Below are 18,108 nucleotides of genomic sequence, written 5' to 3'. Positions count from 1 at the left end.
GCCGGGCGCAGCCGATGGGGGAGACTGGCCCCATGAGCCAGGCAGACGCGCTGACCGTGACCATCACCGACGAGCACATCCAGCTGGGTCAGGTGCTCAAGCTGGCCAACGTGGTGGACGACGGCGCCATCGCGCGGGAGGTCATCCAGGCCGGCGACGTGACCCTGGACGGCGAGGTGTGCACGCAGCGGGGGCGCAAGGTGCGGCCCGGCCAGGTGGTGGGCACCCCCGTGGGGGAGATCCGGGTGGAGCGGGGCTGAGCCTCAGGCGCCCTTGAGCTCGGAGCGGTCGAGCAATTCCTCGCGCTCGCCCTCGGTGAGGCCGCCCCACACGCCGTAGGGCTCGCGGGCGGCCAGGGCGTGCTCGCGGCACTTCTCGATGACGGGGCAGCGCCGGCACACGCGCTTGGCGCGCTCGTCGCGGCGTCGGCGGCGCTCGCCCCGCTCACCCTCGGGGTGGAAGAACTCCTCGGGGTCGGTGGTCCGGCAGAGCCCCTCGTGCTGCCAGTCCCACAGGTCGGCGACCGGTCCGGGCTGGCGTGCCGTGCTGTCCAAGAAGGAACCTCGTCTGCGTCGCTGGTCTACGGGCGGTCGTCCGTGGTGGGGGGGGATCCGCCCACGGGGAGGGGTCTACCCCGGGAGCCCCGGCACCATGCAGGCCCGGTGTGTGACATGTACCACAACCGTGGCGCGGATAAACTCGTGCCATGGAGAACCCGGACACCTTCGCGCCCATCGGACTCACCTACGACGACGTCCTGCTGCTCCCCCACGAGAGTGACGTGATCCCCAGCGAGGTGGCCACGTCCACCCGCATCAGCAAGCGCATCGAGGTCGCCGTGCCCCTCCTGTCGGCGGCCATGGACACCGTGACCGAGGCCCGCATGGCCATCGCGATGGCCCGGCAGGGCGGCATCGGCATCCTGCACCGCAACCTCTCCATCGCCGACCAGGCAGCCGCCGTCGACCGCGTGAAGCGCTCCGAGAACGGCATGATCTCCGACCCGGTGACCACCACCGAGGACGCGACCCTCGCCGAGGTCGACGAGCTGTGCGGCCGCTTCCGGGTCTCCGGCCTGCCGGTGGTCGACGAGGGCGGGCGCCTCGTGGGCATCATCACCAACCGCGACCTGCGCTTCGAGACCGACATGGGCCGCCGCGTGGGCGAGGTCATGACCCGCACCCCGCTGGTGACCGCCCCGGTGGGCGTGGACAAGCACGACGCCCTGGCCAGGCTGGCCGAGCACAAGATCGAGAAGCTCCCGCTGGTGGACGAGGCGGGCGTGCTCAAGGGCCTGTTCACCGTCAAGGACTTCACCAAGACCGAGCAGTACCCGCTGGCCACCAAGGACGACGCCGGGCGCCTGCGGGTGGGTGCGGCCGTCGGCTTCTGGGGCGACAGCTGGGAGCGCGCCATGGCCCTCGTGGAGGCCGGCGTGGACCTCCTCGTGGTCGACACCGCCCACGGCCACTCCCGCGGGGTGTGCGACATGGTCGCCCGCCTGAAGGCCGAGCCGTCGGCCGCGCACGTCGACGTGATGGCGGGCAACGTCGCCACCCGCGCCGGCGCGCAGGCCCTCGTCGAGGCCGGCGCGGACGCCGTCAAGGTGGGCGTGGGCCCGGGCTCCATCTGCACCACGCGCGTCGTCTCCGGCGTCGGCGTCCCCCAGATCACCGCGATCCACGAGGCGGCGCGGGCTGCCGGACCGGCCGGTGTCCCGGTCATCGCCGACGGTGGCCTGCAGTACTCCGGCGACATCGCCAAGGCGCTGGTGGCCGGGGCGGACGCGGTGATGGTGGGTTCGCTGCTGGCCGGCTGCGAGGAGTCGCCCGGCGAGATGATGTTCATCAACGGCAAGCAGTTCAAGAGCTATCGCGGCATGGGCTCGCTCGGGGCCATGCAGTCCCGCGGCCGCGGCGTGTCCTACTCCAAGGACCGCTACTTCCAGGGCGACGTGTCCGACGACGACAAGGTGATCGCCGAGGGCATCGAGGGCAAGGTGGCCTACCGCGGTCCGGTGGCCGCCGTGGTCTACCAGCTGGTGGGAGGCCTGCGTCAGTCGATGTTCTACGTGGGTGCGCGCACCATCGCCGAGGTCAAGACCAACGGGCAGTTCGTCCGCATCACCTCGGCGGGCCTCGTGGAGTCCCACCCGCACGACGTGCAGATGGTCATGGAGGCCCCCAACTACACCTCCCGCTGACCCCGCGCCCCCGCGCGATGACGAGGGCCTCGACCGGTGCACCGGTCGAGGCCCTCGCCGGTAGGGTGGCTGGCGTGAACGAGATCGAGATCGGCCGTGGCAAGCGGGCGCGTCGCGCCTACTCCTTCGAGGACGTGGCGGTGCTCCCGAACCGTCGCACGCGGGACCCCGAGGAGGTGTCCACCGCGTGGCAGATCGACGCCTACCACTTCGACCTGCCGGTGATGGCGGCGCCGATGGACTCGGTGATGTCGCCCCAGACCGCGATCGAGTTCGGACGCCTGGGTGGCCTGCCGGTGCTCGACCTGGAGGGCCTGTGGACCCGCCACGAGGACCCGGAGCCGCTGCTGCGCCGCATCGCCGAGGCGCCGGATGCCGACGCGCGCGCCACGCTCCGTGAGGCCTACGCGGCGCCGATCCGCCCCGAGCTCATCGCCGCCCGCCTCACGCAGCTGCGCGAGGCCGGGGTGACGGTGGCCGGTGCGCTCTCGCCGCAGAACACCCAGCAGCACTGGAAGGCCGTGGTCGACGCCGGCGTCGACCTGTTCGTCATCCGCGGCACCACGGTCTCGGCCGAGCACGTCTCCAGCCAGGCCGAGCCGCTCAACCTCAAGCGCTTCATCTACGAGCTCGACGTGCCGGTGATCGTCGGCGGGGCCGGCTCGTACACCGCCGCCCTGCACCTCATGCGCACCGGTGCGGCGGGCGTGCTCGTCGGCTTCGGCGGCGGCGCCGCACACACCACCCGCCTCACGCTGGGCATCCACGCCCCGATGGCCACGGCGGTCTCCGACGTGGCCGCCGCCCGCCGCGACTACATGGACGAGTCCGGCGGCCGCTACGTGCACGTCATCGCCGACGGGTCGATGGGGCGCTCCGGCGACGTGGTGAAGGCCGTGGCCTGCGGCGCCGACGCCGTGATGCTCGGCGCGGCGCTGGCCCGCTCCCAGGACGCGCCCGGCGCCGGCTACCACTGGGGTGCCGAGGCGTGGCACGAGAAGCTGCCCCGCGGCGAGCGCGTCCAGGTGGGCACCGTGGGCACGATGGAGGAGATCCTGCTGGGCCCGGGCAACACCGCCGACGGCACCACGAACATGATCGGCGCCCTGCGCCGCGCCATGGCCACCACCGGCTACTCCGACCTCAAGGAGTTCCAGCGCGTCGAGGTGGTGCTGGCGCCCTACCAGGGCTCCTGAGCCCGCCGCGCACCCCACCCCGCGAGGCCCGCTGCCCCACCGGCAGCGGGCCTCCCGCTTCCGGCGGCCGGCAGGGTCGCGGGTACCCTCGGCGTCACGCGCCCAGTGACCGGGCGCGCCGGCGGGGAGCCGCCCTGGCCCGCCGGATCCCGCACCCTGGGGAGGACCCGTGACCACCACCCGCACCCGCCGCCGCGCGGCCCTGGCCGCCTCGACGGCGCTCCTGCTGACCACCGCCGCGTGCGGGGGCGAGGACGCCGGCCAGGACACCGCTGCGCCCTCCCCGAGCAGCCCGGCGCCCGAGCAGTCGGGGGGGACCCCCTCGGCGCCGGAGGGTGACGCGTCCTCTGGTGACGACACCGGCGGCACGTCGGACGGGCAGTCCCCGGCCCCCTCCCAGGGTGCCTCCGAGACCCCCGCGCCGAGCGAGCCGCTGGAGCCGAGCGACCCGGAGAAGCCCGCGAACACGACCTTCCTCAAGCAGGTCGACGTGATCAAGGGCGCGATCCGCCCCAAGTCCGTGGTCTCCAACGACCGTGGCCGGGTCATCGCCAACAACATGATGTACCAGCACACGATGACGGTGTACGACGCCACCAGCCACGACCTGGTGCACACCGTCAGCGACGAGGTGGACCTGGGGGAGTTCGGGCTCGAGGGCGGCACGGTGCAGGGGGCGCCGGTCGAGGCGGCGTTCAGCCAGGACGGGCAGACCGCCTACGTCACCAACTACCAGATGTACGGCAAGGGTTTCACCCCGCACGGCGACGACCTGTGCGAGAAGGGCGAGGTCACCGACCACGGGTACGTCTACGAGGTCGACGTGGAGTCCGGCACGGTCACCGGCGCCATCGAGGCCGGAGCCGTGCCCAAGTACGCGGCGCTGAGCCCCGACGAGAAGACGATGCTCGTCTCCAACTGGTGCGACTACGACCTGTCCGTCATCGACATGGAGTCCGGCAAGGAGACCGGCCGCGTCCCGCTGGGCCGCTGGGCCCGCGGCATCGCCTACGCCCCCGACGGCACGGCCTTCGCCACCGCCATGGGCACGCCGAACCTCTACCGCATCGAGAAGGGGTCCACGAAGGCGGAGGTCTTCGCCACCCCCGGACAGCGCATCCGCCACGTCGTGGTCTCGCCCGACGGGAAGTACCTCTACGTGGTGGCCTCGGGTGCCTACAAGCAGTTCGAGACCAGCCGCGTGGTCAAGCTCGACGCCGAGACCGGCAAGGTGCTGGGGCAGGTGCACACCGGCAACGAGCCGCGCTCCATGGACGTCTCGGGCGACGGGACCGCGCTCTACGTCGTGAACTACTACAGCGACACCATGAGCAAGGTGGACACCGAGACGATGGAGGAGGTCCAGGAGGTGCCCGCGGGCCACCACCCCATCGGCGTCACCTATGACGACGCCACGCACAAGGTGTGGCTGGCCAACTACACCGGCTCCATCCAGGTGTTCGACGACACCGCCACCTCCCGATGACGGCGGGCGGGACCGCTGCCGGCCCCGGCCGGCACGCCCGCGCGTGGCGGTACTTCCGGTCCACCCCGCGGTGGTGGGGGCTGGCGCTGCTCGTCCTCGTGCTGCTGGTGGCCTTCTGGCGCCTGGGCCTGTGGCAGTTCCACAACGCCACGGCCGACGGCCGTGAGCAGGCGCTCCGGGAGGCGCAGGACCGGCCCGTCGTGGCCCTGGAGGAGGTGCTCCCGGTGGGCAGCTCCTTCCCGGCCCCTGAGCGCGGACGCACCGTGACCGCCAGTGGGCGCTTCACCGGCGAGCAGTTCCTCGTGCCGGACCGCCGGCTGGACGGTGCGGACGGGTCGTGGGTGGTCTCCCGCTTCGAGACCTCCGCCGGCGCGAGCCTGGCCGTGCTGCGCGGCTTCGTGCCCGGGGAGCCGCCCGCGCACGCCCCGGCCCTGCCGCAGGACCTGCGCGGCCAGGTGGAGCTCACCGGCGCCCTCGAGGCGGGGGAGGCCCCCGCCGGTGCCATCGGCGGCTCGCAGGAGCGACACGACTCGGTGGACCTCGCGTGGTTGGTGAACACCTGGCCCACGCCCCTGCACAACGGCTACCTGTTCGGCGACCACGCGGACGCCGGGGGCCGGAAGCTGCCGCTGACCTCCCCGGGCATGCGGGCCGTGCCCCCGCCGCCCCCCGAGGTCTCCGGCATCGACTGGCAGAACGCCGGCTACGCCGTGCAGTGGTGGCTCTTCGCCGTCTTCGGCCTGTGGGTCGCCGTGCGCATGCTGTACGACGAGTCCCGGCAGGCGCAGGTAGCCTCGTCCCCCGAGACCCCAGACTCAGGAGAGTGACCGTGGCCCAGCCGATCATGCGACCGCACAGCGCGGACGACCCCACCATCCGCCCCAAGCTCACGGTGTGGCGGGTGCTGGCCTTCGTGGAGTCCGTCGCCCTGCTGATCCTCATCGGGGTGATGGTGGCCAAGTACGGCTTCGGCATGGACCGGCCCAGCCAGGTCTGGTCGCCCATCCACGGGTTCATCTTCATGGCCTACGCCGTGGCCACCGCCGTGCTCTGCTTCGGCCTGCACTGGGGCCTGGGCCGGATGCTGTGGATCATGCTCTCGGGCTGCATCCCCTTCTGGTCGTTCGTCATGGAGCGCACGGTCACCCGGGACGCGCGCCTGCAGGTCGACGGCCCCTTCCGCTCCACCCGCCGGGACCTGCGCGACTGAGCCCCGACACCCCGGCCAGCCACCAGCGCGAGCGCCCACCCGCACCGGGTGGGCGCTCGCGCTGCCAGTAGGCTGCGCCCCGTGACCGAGCTCCAAACGAACCCCGTCCTCGTCGTCGACTTCGGCGCCCAGTACGCGCAGCTCATCGCCCGCCGGGTGCGTGAGGCCGACGTGTACTCGGAGGTCGTCCCGCACGACATGCCCGCTGCGGAGGTGCTCGCCAAGGAGCCCGCCGCGCTGATCCTCTCCGGCGGCCCGTCGTCGGTGTACGCCGACGGCGCCCCGCGCCTGGCCGAGGGCCTGCTCGAGGCCGGGGTGCCGGTGTTCGGCATCTGCTATGGCTTCCAGGCCATGACCCAGGCGCTCGGCGGCAGGGTGGCCCACACCGGCCAGCGCGAGTACGGCTCGACCCCCGCCACCGTGGTCCCGGGTGTGGACTCGGTGCTCTTCGCCGGCCAGCCCACCGAGCAGTCGGTGTGGATGTCCCACGGCGATGCGGTGAGCGAGGCCCCGCAGGGCATGACCACCACCGCCTCCACCCCGGGCGCGCCCGTCGCGGCCTTCGAGGACCGTGCGCGTCGCCTCTTCGGCGTGCAGTGGCACCCGGAGGTCATGCACTCCGCCCACGGCCAGCAGGTGCTGGAGAACTTCCTGCGCGAGGGGGCTGGCCTGGAGGGCCGCTGGACCAACGAGAACGTCATCGAGACGCTCGTGGAGGACATCCGCGCCCAGGTCGGCGAGGACCGCGTCATCTGCGCCCTGTCCGGCGGCGTGGACTCCTCGGTGGCCGCGGCCCTGGTGCAGAAGGCCGTCGGCGACCAGCTCACCTGCGTGTTCGTGGACCACGGCCTGCTGCGCTCCGGCGAGCGCGAGCAGGTGGAGCAGGACTTCGTCGCGGCCACCGGCGTCGACCTGGTGACCGTGGACGCGACCGCCCAGTTCCTCGACGCGCTGGCCGGCCAGACCGACCCGGAGACCAAGCGCAAGACCATCGGCCGGGAGTTCATCCGCACCTTCGAGCAGGCGGCGCGCGACGTGGTGGCCGGTCGGGCGGGGGAGCACGCCGACGACGAGCACCCGGTGAAGTGGCTGGTGCAGGGCACCCTCTACCCGGACGTCGTGGAGTCCGGGGGCGGTGCGGGCACGGCCACCATCAAGTCGCACCACAACGTGGGCGGCCTGCCCGACGACCTGCAGTTCGGCCTCGTGGAGCCGCTGCGCATGCTGTTCAAGGACGAGGTGCGCGCCATCGGCCGCGAGCTCGGCGTGCCCGAGGTGATCGTGGCCCGTCAGCCCTTCCCCGGCCCGGGCCTGGGCATCCGCATCATCGGCGAGGTGACGGCCGACCGCCTGGAGACCCTGCGGGCGGCGGACGCCATCGCGCGCGAGGAACTCACGGCCGCCGGCCTGGACGACACGATCTGGCAGTGCCCGGTGGTGCTGCTGGCCGACGTGCGCTCGGTGGGCGTGCAGGGCGACGGGCGGACCTACGGCCACCCGATCGTGCTGCGTCCGGTGAGCTCCGAGGACGCGATGACCGCCGACTGGACGCGTCTGCCCTACGAGGTGCTGGAGCGCATCTCCACCCGCATCACCAACGAGGTGGACGAGGTGAACCGGGTGGTGCTCGACGTGACGAGCAAGCCGCCGGGAACCATTGAGTGGGAGTGAGGCGGAGCCGAACTCGGTGAGGTGGGAGTGAGGCGGAGCCGAACTCGGTGAGGTGGGAGTGAGGCGGAGCCGAACTCGGTGAGGTGGGAGTGAGGCGCAGGTCCCCCTCCCCTGACCGCCCGGAGATCCGTCTGTGGTCCACGTGCCCGCCCGACGGGGCGCACCCTTGGACCGCGCAGGCGGATCTCTGTGTGCGAGGGGCTCCTCCGGGCTAGGGGGTGCCCGGGCGGTTGCCGGCCCGGCCGGCGGTGAGGATCCACACGACGCCGGCCACGAGGCCCGCGGGCACGTGCAGCACGTTGGTGAAGAGGCTGAACAGCAGCACCGCGGCCGAGGCACCGGCCGGTGAGGCCCCGCCGGCCACGAGGATCGCCAGGGCACCGGCCTCGGTGACCCCCATCGAGCCGGGGGTCACCGGGAAGGCCGTGAGCAGGCGCCCCACCGCGTAGGCGGCGAAGGCCTGCACGGGGGAGATGTCCACGCCCATGAAGCGCAGGCACAGCCAGAACACCACGCCGTAGAGGCCGAGGAATCCGGCCATCCCGGCGGTCATGGTCCACCCGCCGGTGCGGACGGTGGTGGCGATGCGTTCGCGGAGTTCCAGCGCCACCCGGCGGAAGTCGTCGCGCTCCACCTCGAGACGTCCGATGAAGGGGCTTGCCAGCCAGCCGATGGACGACCCCAGCGACCCGGCCACGGTCCGCGAGGCCACGGCCAGGACGAAGAAGAGGAGCAGTCCGCCGCCGGCCACACCGCCCACGGTGAGGGCGAAGACCACCTGGCGCGGCAGGGTGCCCACGGCCTCCCAGAGCATCCACGCTGCGGCGATGGCCGGCAGGGCGGCCCGCCCCAGGATGTTCCACACGCCGATCACGGTGAGGGCCGAGGAGACGTCCTTGCGGGCGAAGCCCCAGCTGCGGAACATTGCATACGTGGCGCCCACGCCCACCGCGCCGCCGAGGGGGAAGGTGGTGGAGATCATCGTGCCCACGAGGTTGCTGATGACGGCCTGCCCGGTGCGCAGCCCACGGATGGACCCGGTCATCACGAACGTGTAGCAGAGCACCGCTGCCGAGGTGAGGCCAGTGAGCCACGCGATGTCCGAGGTGCTCAGGCGGCGCAGCTGGGTGCCGATCTGGCTCCAGCTCGTGTCGGCGATCCAGGGCAGGCCCCACACGATGATGACGCCGGCCACGGCCAGCCCCACGAACGCGGAGGCGATGCGGGCCGGGGAGAGGGGGGCGCCCTGGGGGTCCAGGTCGTCCTCGACGGTGTCGGGGGCCGGGGTGGCGGGGTGCTCGCTCATCGCCCGCCATCCTCCCTCACGCCCGGGGCGGGGCGGTGGCACTCGGGCACCGCGGGGGCGTCGTGTCCCGGTGGGGGTGTCAGCCCGTGGTGGGATGGGGCGCATGAGCGACGTGACCTACCACCGGCCCGACCCGACGGGCGGGGTACCGCTGTTCGTCCGGGTGGGGGAGGCCGTGCTGGCCGTGGGGCACGGCGTGGACCCCACCTGGTTGGCCGCCGAGCTGGGGGCGCCGGCCGTCGAGGGGGCGGCGCCGCGGGTGGCCGCCGGCGACCTGCGGGAGGCGCGCGGGGCCCTGGAGCGGCCGCTCGTGCTGGACCACACGGCGGGGTACGACCCGCGGGACCTTCCCGCCGCGAGCGCTCCGGGCATGGTGGTGGAGGCCGAGTCGACGGTGCGCCGGCAGCGGGTGGCCACGCACGCGGTGGTGTTCGACCCGGCGGGCACCCAGGTGCTGCTCACCGGTCTGTGGGACGCCCGCAGCGAGACCGAGTTCTGGAACTGGCCCGGTGGTGGGGTGGACCCGGGGGAGACCTTCGAGGAGGCGCTCGCCCGCGAGGTGTGGGAGGAGACCGGTCACGCGCTGGCCAGGGCCGAGCCGCTCGCGGTGCGCTCGTGGACCGGGCGCGGCACCACCGGTGAGGGCGAGCTGGAGGACTACCACGGCATCAGCCTGGTCTGGGTGGCGGAGGCCGACCGGGTGGCCGAGCCCGTGGTGCACGACGTGGGGGGCTCCACCACGAGTGCGGCATGGGTGGACCTGGACGACGAGCGGGTGGGCGGTCGCATCCGGCGCAACACCGAGGACCTTCGGCGGGCGGTGGCGGCCCGGGCGCGGCGGCTGGGGGAGCGACCGGCCGGCTGAGCCGGCGGGCCTCGTCAGGGGCCGCGCCGGCAGGGGGAGGGCGGGCGCCGCGTTCTCAGAGGAGGTGCCAGAGGCTGGCCACGAGCACGTCGAGCACGGCCAGCCCACCGGCGGCGTTGCGCACCGAGGGGGCCTCCTCGCCGCGGCGCTCCTTGCTGGCGGCCACCTCGGCGAGGGCCAGCACGAGCAGGGCGATGACGAGCTTCACACCGATCTTCACGTGGTCCAGCTCGCGGCCGTCGGCCTCGGCCAGGCCCACCAGGAGCACGCCGGTGAGCAGCTGGAGCCGGGCGCCCCAGACCATGACGGTGTTCATCACGTCCGCGCGCAGGGAGACGAGCCAGCCGCCCACCAGGGCCGCCATGCCCAGCAGGTGGAGGGAGGCCAGGAGCTCGTAGACGATGTGCATGCCGGCCATCGTAGGAGCGGCCGAGGTCGTCGGTGCAGCGACCTACGATGGGTCCACCATGAGCAACCCCTTCGCAGAACTCGACCTCTTCGGCACCACGGCACCGTCCGGGAGCGAGGGGGGGTCCCCCGCCGGGGCCGGGGAGCCGGGGGTGGGGGCCGACGGCGTGCCCGACTGGGCGCGGGCGGACGGCCCGCCGCCGTCCACCGGCTCGGCGCGGGTCCGGCGCCCCGGGGCGCCGGCGACCCCGGCCTCGGAGGAGGACCTGCTCGAGGGGCTCAACCCGCCGCAGCGTGAGGCGGTGCTCCACAGCGGCAGCCCGCTGCTCATCATCGCCGGGGCCGGGTCGGGCAAGACCCGCGTTCTGACCCACCGCATCGCCCACCTGCTGCGGCACCGCGGCGTGCACCCCGGGCAGGTGCTGGCCATCACGTTCACCAACAAGGCCGCCGCCGAGATGCGCGAGCGGGTGGAGTCCCTCGTGGGACCGGCCGCCCGTGCCATGTGGGTGTCCACCTTCCACTCGGCCTGCGTGCGCATCCTGCGGCGCGAGGCGAAGACCATCGGCCTGCGCTCCACCTTCTCCATCTACGACGCCGCGGACAGCACCCGCCTGCTCAGCCTGGTGGTCCGCGAGCTCGACCTGGACCCCAAGCGCTTCCCGCCCGGTGCGGTGGGGCACCGCATCTCCGCGGCCAAGAACGAGCTGGTCGACGCCGAGGCCTTTGCCGCGGCGGCCGGGGACAACCCGTACGACCGCGCCATCGCCGAGGTGTACACGCGCTACAGCCAGCGCCTGCGCGAGGCGAACGCGCTGGACTTCGACGACCTCATCATGACGACGGTCAACATCCTGCAGGCCTTCCCGGCCATCGCGGAGCACTACCGCCGCCGGTTCCGCCACATCCTGGTGGACGAGTACCAGGACACCAACCACGCCCAGTACGTGCTGGTGCGCGAGCTCACCGGCGGCGCCGGGGCGACCGGCGGCCTCGAGTCCGGACAGGAGCCCGGCGAGCACCAGGTGCCGCCGGCCGAGCTGTGCGTGGTGGGTGACGCCGACCAGTCCATCTACGCCTTCCGCGGCGCCACCATCCGCAACATCATCGAGTTCGAGACCGACTACCCGCAGGCGCGCACCATCCTGCTGGAGCAGAACTACCGCTCCACCCAGACCATCCTCACCGCGGCCAACACGCTCATCGAGCGCAACGAGCGCCGCCGTGCCAAGAACCTCTGGTCGCAGGCCGGGGACGGCGAGCAGATCGTGGCCTACGTGGCCGACAACGAGCACGACGAGGCGAGCTTCGTGGCCGAGCGCATCGACGACCTCGTCGACGCCGGCAAGGCCGTGCCCGGCGACGTGGCGGTGTTCTACCGCACCAACGCGCAGTCCCGTGCCCTGGAGGAGGTCTTCGTCCGCGTGGGCCTGCCCTACCGGGTGGTGGGCGGCACGCGCTTCTACGAGCGCCGCGAGATCAAGGACGCCCTGGCCTACCTGCGGGTGCTGGTCAACCCGCTCGACACGGTCAACCTGCGCCGCATCCTCAACGTGCCCAAGCGCGGCATCGGCGACCGGGCCGAGGGGGCGCTGGTGGCCCTGGCCGAGCGGGAGCGCATCCCCTTCGTCGCCGCGCTCGGCCGCGCCGAGGACGCCCCCGGGCTCGCGGTGCGCTCGCTGCGGGCCGTGCAGGGCTTCTCCGCGCTGCTGGAGGCGCTGCGCACCGTGGCCGAGGCCGGTGGCGGGGTGGCCGACGTCCTCGAGGCGGTGCTGGAACAGACCGGCTACGCCCAGCAGCTGCGCGACTCCGACGACCCGCAGGACGAGAGCCGGCTGGAGAACCTCGCCGAGCTGGTCTCCGTGGGGCGCGAGTTCGACGAGGCCGCGGCCGACCCCGACAGCCCCTCCGCCGGTACCGCCAGCGGTACCGAGCACCTGGCGGCCTTCCTCGAGCAGGTCTCGCTGGTGGCCGACACCGACGCCGGTGCCGAGGAGGACGACGGCAGGGGCGTGGTCACCCTCATGACCCTCCACAGTGCCAAGGGGCTGGAGTTCCCGGTGGTCTTCCTCACCGGCCTCGAGGACGGCACCTTCCCGCACATGCGCTCGCTCAACGACCCCGACGAGCTCGAGGAGGAGCGCCGGCTGGCCTACGTGGGCATCACCCGCGCCCGTGAGCGCCTGCACCTCTCGCGGGCCACGGTCCGCTCGGCCTACGGCTCGCCGCAGTACAACCCGCCCTCGCGCTTCCTCGCCGAGCTGCCCGAGCACCTGCTGCGCTGGGAGCGCGAGGGGGCCGCTGCCGCCCACGCCCCCACGAGCCAGCCCGGGGTCGCCCGCCTGGCCGGCCGCATCGCGCCGGAGCGCACGCGCACGGTCGTGGCGCTCGAGGCCGGGGACCGCGTCACCCACGACTCGTTCGGCCTGGGCACCGTGGTGCGCGTGGACGGTGCCGGCGACAAGGCGATGGCGCACGTGGACTTCGGGGGAGAGCTCGGCACCAAGCGCCTGCTGCTGCGCTACGCGCCGGTCGAGAAGCTCTGACCACGACGCGCCGGGGCGTGATCCAGGTCGCATCGACCGCCGGGAGCCGGTGCACGGTGAGGGACTAGAGTCACCGGAGGCAGGCCCGTGCACGCGGGCCGGCAACAACAGTCGAAATCGTGAGGACGGTGTCAACTCGTGGATCTCTTCGAGTACCAGGCCCGTGACATGTTCGAGAAGCACGGGGTTCCGGTGCTGGCCGGTGAGGTCGCCACCACCCCCGAGGACGCTCGGGCTGCCGCGGAGCGAATCGGGCAGAAGTCCGGTGGAGTCGTGGTCGTCAAGGCCCAGGTCAAGACCGGTGGTCGTGGCAAGGCCGGTGGTGTGAAGCTCGCCAAGTCCCCGGAGGAGGCCGAGGAGGCCGCCCGTCAGATCCTGGGCATGGACATCAAGGGCCACACCGTGCACAAGGTGATGATCGCCCAGGGCGCCAAGATCGCCGAGGAGTACTACTTCTCCATCCTGCTGGACCGCGCCAACCGCTCCTACCTGGCCATGTGCTCCAAGGAGGGCGGCGTCGAGATCGAGCAGCTCGCCGTCGAGCGCCCGGAGGCCCTGGCCCGCATCGAGATCGACCCGTCGGTGGGCCTGGACGACGCCAAGGCGAAGGAGATCGTGGAGGCCGCCGGCTTCACCGACTCCCAGGACAAGATCGCCGAGGTCCTCAAGACCCTGTACACGGTCTACACCGAGGAGGACGCCTCCTTGGTCGAGGTGAACCCGCTGGTCAAGACCGAGGACGGCGAGATCGTCGCCCTCGACGGCAAGGTCACCCTCGACGGCAACTCCGACTTCCGCCAGCCGCACCACGCCGAGCTGGAGGACAAGGACGCCGCCGACCCGCTGGAGGCCAAGGCCAAGGCCATGGACCTCAACTACGTGAAGCTCGACGGCAACGTCGGCATCATCGGCAACGGCGCCGGCCTCGTGATGTCCACCCTCGACGTCGTGGCCTACGCCGGCCAGGACAAGACCGGTGGCAAGGCCAAGCCGGCCAACTTCCTCGACATCGGCGGTGGCGCCTCGGCCGAGGTCATGGCCAACGGCCTGGACGTCATCCTGGGCGACGAGCAGGTCAAGTCCGTGTTCGTCAACGTCTTCGGTGGCATCACCGCGTGCGACGCCGTGGCCAACGGCATCGTCAAGGCCCTGGAGATGCTGGGCGACGACGCCACCAAGCCGCTGGTCGTGCGCCTCGACGGCAACAACGTCGAGGAGGGCCGCCGCATCCTCGCGGAGGCCAACCACCCGCTGGTGAGCATTGCCGACACGATGGACGGCGGCGCCGAGAAGGCTGCCGAGCTGGCCGCGAAGGAGAACTGAGCATGGCGATCTTCCTGAACAACGACTCCAAGGTCATCGTCCAGGGCATGACCGGCTCCGAGGGCATGAAGCACACCCAGCGCATGCTCGCCTCGGGCACGAACGTCGTCGGTGGCGTGAACCCGCGCAAGGCCGGCACCGAGGTCGAGTTCGAGGGTGGCCACAAGGTCCCCGTCTTCGGCTCGGTCAAGGAGGCCATGGAGGCCACCGGTGCGAACGTCTCCGTGCTGTTCGTCCCGCCGAAGTTCTCCAAGGACGCCGTGCTGGAGGCGGTGCAGGCCGAGATCGAGCTGGCCGTCGTCATCACCGAGGGCATCCCGGTGCAGGACTCCGCCGAGTTCTGGGCCGAGGCCAAGAAGGCGGGCAAGACCCGCATCATCGGCCCGAACTGCCCCGGCATCATCAGCCCCGGTCAGTCCAACGCGGGCATCATCCCGGCCGACATCGCCGGCCCGGGCCGCATCGGCCTGGTGTCCAAGTCGGGCACGCTGACCTACCAGATGATGTACGAGCTGCGTGAGTTCGGCTTCTCCACCGCCATCGGCATCGGCGGCGACCCGATCGTGGGCACCACCCACATCGACGCCCTCGAGGCCTTCCAGGCCGACCCCGACACCGACGCCATCGTGATGATCGGTGAGATCGGTGGCGACGCCGAGGAGCGCGCCGCGGAGTACATCAAGGCCAACGTCACCAAGCCGGTCGTCGGCTACGTGGCCGGCTTCACCGCCCCGGAGGGCAAGACCATGGGCCACGCCGGCGCCATCGTCTCCGGTTCCTCCGGCACGGCCGAGGCCAAGAAGGAGGCCCTCGAGGCCGCCGGCGTCAAGGTCGGCAAGACGCCGTCCGAGACCGCCGAGCGCATGCGCGAGATCATGAAGGGCCTGCAGGGCTGACGTCCTGCTGACCCTCGAAGGGGCCCGGTCCGCTGGACCGGGCCCCTTCCGCGTGCCCCGGCGGGTTCGCCCCGCCGGGTGCCCCGCCGGCCGGCATGATGGGTCCGATGCCCACCCCCTCCGCCGCCCCTGCCCGTCGTGGCGCCGCCCGTCGGCCCGCTGCCCCTGCCGCCTCCCCCCTGGCCTCCGGCCTCGTCGCCGGCGGGGGATGGGGCCTCCTCGTGGCCCTCGTGGTGCACCTGCTGGCCGTGCTGATGGTGCTGGTGGCCTGGGTGGTCTCGCCGTCCACGCAGTGGACGGCCGGCGACTCGATCGGCATCGGCCTGCGGGCCAGCGCCATGGCGCACGGTGCGGCGGTGGCCGTGGGCGCGAGCGGCCCCGAGGGCGAGACGCTCACCCTGCACGGCGGACCCACGGTGCTGGCGCTGGTCGGGGCCTGGGGCGTCTGGCGCTCGGTGCGCACCCTCGTGGGCCGCGTGGAGGCGGCGGCGGGCGAGGACGTGGGGGACGACGTCGTGCTGGTGCCGGCGGCCGGCGTGGCGGCGGGCTACCTCGTGGGGCACGCCCTGCCCCTGCTGCTGGCCGGCCGGCTGGGAACGGCCGGGTCCGCCGGCTCCTGGGTGCTGGGTCTGTTCCTGGTGGCGCTCCTCCCCGCCGTGGTGGGCCTGGTCACGGCCTGCTCGCCCGCGCGCCGGGACGTGTGGTTCTCCGACTGGCCGGGCGATGCCGGCGAGCTGCTCCAGGACGCACTCGTCCCGGCGGGCCGGGCGCTGCGGTGGCTGGCCGTGGCCGGTGCCCTCGTGGTGGTGGCCTGCCTCGTGGTGCGCTGGCCGCAGGTGGCGGCCGTGCACCGGGTGACCGGGGCCGATGGGGGAGCGGGTGTGGTGCTCACCGCCGTCCAGGGTGGGTGGCTGCCCACCGCCGTGGGGTGGGGCACGGCGTGGCTGGCCGGACCCGGGGTGGTCGTGCCGTCGGGGGCGTTCACGCCCGGGGGCGCCCCGCATCTGGCCCTCCCGGCCGTTCCCGTGCTCGGAGCGCTCCCGGGGCAGGGGACCTTCTCGCCGTGGTGGTGGGCGGTGCTGCTCGTGCCGATGGCGGTGGGAGCCTTCCTGCCGCCGGTCGCCCGGGCCCAGGCCGAGCAGTTCGTGCAGGAGGCCGGCACCCCGGGGGTCGCGGCCCGTGCCCTGCTGGCCTGCGCCCTCGTGGGGATCGGGGCCACCGCCCTGGGCCCGCTGCTGGGGGTGGGGGTCGCACCCGGTGCGTTGGAGCGCCTGCACCCGCATCCCCTCTGGGGACTCGCGCTGGCCGCGGAGCTCGCGGTGGGGGTGGGGCTGCGGTTGGCCATGGACCACGTGCGGCAGCGCGCGGAGGCGCAGCGCGCGGAGGCCGGACGCGTCAGCGCTGGGTGATCTGCTCCATCGTGGCCGGCAACTGGGCCCGGCAGTCGTCCAGGGCCTGCAGCGTGTTGGCCGCGCTGGTGCACTCGTGGGCGCGCACCGTGGCGTCGAGGAAGAGCAGTGGCGCCAGCGCCCCGACGAGGAGCATGGAGGTGAGCACGAAGCCCAGCGCGGTCCACAGCACGGTGGGCAGCGGGGCACGCCCCGCCTGGGCCCGCAGCGTGCGGAAGAAGAAGAACAGGGCCGGCAGCAGCGCCACCACGGCCACGAGGTTGCGCGGGAAGTCCAGCATTCCCAGCAGCGCACCGGTGACCAGAAGCAGGCCGGCGCGCCGCGAGTCGCGGAGCACCTCGGGGTTGGGCGCGTCCGGCACGCGGCCGCGGGGGGACTGGGCGGGCTGGCTCACGGGTCTCCTGCAGGACGAGTGATCGGTGGAGGGCCGAGTCTAGGAGGTGCGGGGGCGCTCCACCGGGCCTTCGCGCGGGGGCGTCCCCCGGGGTGGTCGGGGCGCGCACAGTACACGACGGCCCCTCGTGACGGAGGGCACGTCTCGAGCCCGCTGCACGGGTTGCGCTCAGGTGTCAGGGGGCTAGGTTGATGAGTGAGGCCCCTCTCGAGGGGGAAACGACCACCGGTCCCTCGGGCCGGCTAGGAGGAACCATGATCAGCAAGGACCAGCTCCGTACCCTGCGCGACGGCGACCTCTACAGCGTCGACGGCGACAAGATCGGCTCCATCGGTGAGATCTACCTGGACGACCGCACCAACGAGCCCGAGTGGGTGACCGTCAACACGGGCCTCTTCGGCACCTCGCAGTCGTTCGTGCCGCTGGCCGGTGCCACCGTCACCGACAACGGCCTGACCGTCCAGTACTCCAAGGACAAGGTGAAGGACGCCCCCCGCGTGGACGGCGACGAGCACCTGGACGTGGAGCAGGAGCGCGAGCTCTACCGCTACTACGAGGTGTCCGGTGACTCCGCCGAGGTGACCGAGCGTCGCAGCGACGACGTGGCCGCCGGCACCGCTGCCGCCGGCACCGCTGCCGCCGGTGTCGCCGACCGCGACCGCGTGGACGCCGACCGCGACGACGTGGCCGCCGGCACCGCTGCCGCCGGTGTCGCCGACCGCGACCGCGTGGACGCCGACCGCGACGTGGCCGACCGCGTCGACACCGGCGACGACACCATGGTCCGCCACGAGGAGCGCCTCAACGTGGGCACCGAGCGCGTCGACGGTGGCGAGCTGCGTCTGCGCAAGTACGTGGACACCGAGGAGCAGACCGTGACCGTGCCGGTCACCACCGAGTCGGCCAAGGTCGTCTCCCGCCCGGTGGACGGCAACACCGTGGACAACGGTGAGGCCTTCCGCGAGGAGGAGATCGACGTGCACCTGGAGTCCGAGCGCCCCGTGGTCTCCAAGGAGACCGTCGCGGTGGAGGAGGTCGGCATCGAGACCGAGCGCCACACCGAGAACGTCGAGGTCTCCGACTCCGTCCGCAAGGAGCGCGTCGAGGTCGAGGGTGAGGACGTCGACGGCACCCGTCGCTGAGACCCCTCACCGGACGGTCGACGCCCGTCGCTGACGACCGGGACCCCCGCACC

17 protein-coding genes are annotated in these 18,108 nt (G+C 72.8%); 13 read left to right on the top strand and 4 right to left on the bottom strand.

Features of this window, described 5'->3' with window-relative positions:
* Positions 1 to 32 precede the first annotated feature (32 nt).
* A complete protein-coding gene (locus tag ACFFHC_RS10010; protein ID WP_070703661.1) occupies positions 33 to 260 on the top strand; it encodes an RNA-binding S4 domain-containing protein in 228 nt (75 codons plus the stop codon).
* A gap of 3 nt (positions 261 to 263) precedes the next feature.
* Here the strand turns inward: ACFFHC_RS10010 and ACFFHC_RS10005 are convergent, their stop codons facing one another.
* Positions 264 to 554, bottom strand: coding sequence for a WhiB family transcriptional regulator (locus tag ACFFHC_RS10005; RefSeq protein WP_070703659.1), 291 nt, complete (start codon positions 552 to 554; stop codon positions 264 to 266).
* A 152-nt stretch (positions 555 to 706) separates the two neighbouring features.
* Between ACFFHC_RS10005 and guaB the strand changes: the two genes are divergently transcribed.
* The 6 genes from guaB (at position 707) to guaA (ending at position 7,766) form a co-directional block, all read left to right on the top strand.
* Positions 707 to 2,203 (top strand): IMP dehydrogenase, encoded by a 1,497-nt coding sequence (guaB, locus tag ACFFHC_RS10000; RefSeq protein ID WP_070703657.1) that lies wholly within the window; start codon positions 707 to 709, stop codon positions 2,201 to 2,203.
* A 74-nt stretch (positions 2,204 to 2,277) separates the two neighbouring features.
* Positions 2,278 to 3,399: a GuaB3 family IMP dehydrogenase-related protein gene (locus ACFFHC_RS09995; RefSeq protein ID WP_101849995.1), complete on the top strand. Its 1,122-nt coding sequence runs from the start codon at positions 2,278 to 2,280 to the stop codon at positions 3,397 to 3,399.
* Between the two features lie 169 nt (positions 3,400 to 3,568).
* Positions 3,569 to 4,885, top strand: a complete 1,317-nt coding sequence (locus ACFFHC_RS09990) for a YncE family protein (protein ID WP_379805103.1) — start codon at positions 3,569 to 3,571, stop codon at positions 4,883 to 4,885.
* On the top strand, positions 4,882 to 5,712 hold the full coding sequence (locus ACFFHC_RS09985; protein ID WP_141494694.1) for an SURF1 family protein: 831 nt from the start codon (positions 4,882 to 4,884) through the stop codon (positions 5,710 to 5,712). The genes ACFFHC_RS09990 and ACFFHC_RS09985 overlap by 4 nt, the downstream gene beginning before the upstream one ends.
* 2 nt (positions 5,713 to 5,714) lie before the next feature.
* Positions 5,715 to 6,095, top strand: a complete 381-nt coding sequence (locus tag ACFFHC_RS09980; RefSeq protein WP_379805099.1) for a DUF3817 domain-containing protein — start codon at positions 5,715 to 5,717, stop codon at positions 6,093 to 6,095.
* An 81-nt stretch (positions 6,096 to 6,176) separates the two neighbouring features.
* Positions 6,177 to 7,766 (top strand): glutamine-hydrolyzing GMP synthase, encoded by a 1,590-nt coding sequence (gene guaA / locus ACFFHC_RS09975; RefSeq protein ID WP_141494695.1) that lies wholly within the window; start codon positions 6,177 to 6,179, stop codon positions 7,764 to 7,766.
* Between the two features lie 211 nt (positions 7,767 to 7,977).
* On the opposite strand, the gene ACFFHC_RS09970 is transcribed toward guaA, so the two are convergent.
* Entirely contained in the window at positions 7,978 to 9,072 is a 1,095-nt protein-coding gene (locus ACFFHC_RS09970) for a lysylphosphatidylglycerol synthase transmembrane domain-containing protein (RefSeq protein ID WP_168168509.1), read from the bottom strand.
* A 103-nt stretch (positions 9,073 to 9,175) separates the two neighbouring features.
* On the opposite strand from ACFFHC_RS09970, the gene ACFFHC_RS09965 reads away from it, so the two are divergent.
* Positions 9,176 to 9,937, top strand: a complete 762-nt coding sequence (locus ACFFHC_RS09965; RefSeq protein WP_101849993.1) for an NUDIX hydrolase — start codon at positions 9,176 to 9,178, stop codon at positions 9,935 to 9,937.
* Positions 9,938 to 9,992: 55 nt separating this feature from the next.
* On the opposite strand, the gene ACFFHC_RS09960 is transcribed toward ACFFHC_RS09965, so the two are convergent.
* Positions 9,993 to 10,346 (bottom strand): hypothetical protein, encoded by a 354-nt coding sequence (locus tag ACFFHC_RS09960; RefSeq protein ID WP_070705624.1) that lies wholly within the window; start codon positions 10,344 to 10,346, stop codon positions 9,993 to 9,995.
* 58 nt (positions 10,347 to 10,404) lie between these two features.
* On the opposite strand from ACFFHC_RS09960, the gene pcrA reads away from it, so the two are divergent.
* From pcrA to ACFFHC_RS09940, 4 genes are all read left to right on the top strand, one after another.
* Complete coding sequence (gene pcrA, locus ACFFHC_RS09955; protein WP_101850003.1) at positions 10,405 to 12,891, top strand: DNA helicase PcrA; 2,487 nt, start codon at positions 10,405 to 10,407, stop codon at positions 12,889 to 12,891.
* Between the two features lie 138 nt (positions 12,892 to 13,029).
* On the top strand, positions 13,030 to 14,214 hold the full coding sequence (gene sucC / locus ACFFHC_RS09950; RefSeq protein WP_070704300.1) for an ADP-forming succinate--CoA ligase subunit beta: 1,185 nt from the start codon (positions 13,030 to 13,032) through the stop codon (positions 14,212 to 14,214).
* Positions 14,215 to 14,216: 2 nt separating this feature from the next.
* Positions 14,217 to 15,110, top strand: a complete 894-nt coding sequence (gene sucD / locus ACFFHC_RS09945; protein WP_070704303.1) for a succinate--CoA ligase subunit alpha — start codon at positions 14,217 to 14,219, stop codon at positions 15,108 to 15,110.
* A gap of 107 nt (positions 15,111 to 15,217) precedes the next feature.
* The gene (locus ACFFHC_RS09940; RefSeq protein ID WP_379805089.1) at positions 15,218 to 16,519 is read left to right on the top strand and encodes a cell division protein PerM; all 1,302 of its coding nucleotides are present in this window, start codon (positions 15,218 to 15,220) and stop codon (positions 16,517 to 16,519) included.
* On the opposite strand, the gene ACFFHC_RS09935 is transcribed toward ACFFHC_RS09940, so the two are convergent.
* Entirely contained in the window at positions 16,506 to 16,913 is a 408-nt protein-coding gene (locus tag ACFFHC_RS09935; RefSeq protein ID WP_101849990.1) for a hypothetical protein, read from the bottom strand. The genes ACFFHC_RS09940 and ACFFHC_RS09935 overlap by 14 nt on opposite strands.
* 254 nt (positions 16,914 to 17,167) lie before the next feature.
* On the opposite strand from ACFFHC_RS09935, the gene ACFFHC_RS09930 reads away from it, so the two are divergent.
* Positions 17,168 to 18,055 (top strand): YsnF/AvaK domain-containing protein, encoded by an 888-nt coding sequence (locus ACFFHC_RS09930; protein ID WP_379805086.1) that lies wholly within the window; start codon positions 17,168 to 17,170, stop codon positions 18,053 to 18,055.
* Positions 18,056 to 18,108: the final 53 nt, after the last annotated feature.

Origin of the sequence: Kytococcus schroeteri (genome assembly GCF_042433515.1) — a bacterium.
Lineage (GTDB): Bacteria > Actinomycetota > Actinomycetes > Actinomycetales > Dermatophilaceae > Kytococcus > Kytococcus schroeteri.
This window is presented reverse-complemented; position numbering and strand designations above follow the sequence as displayed.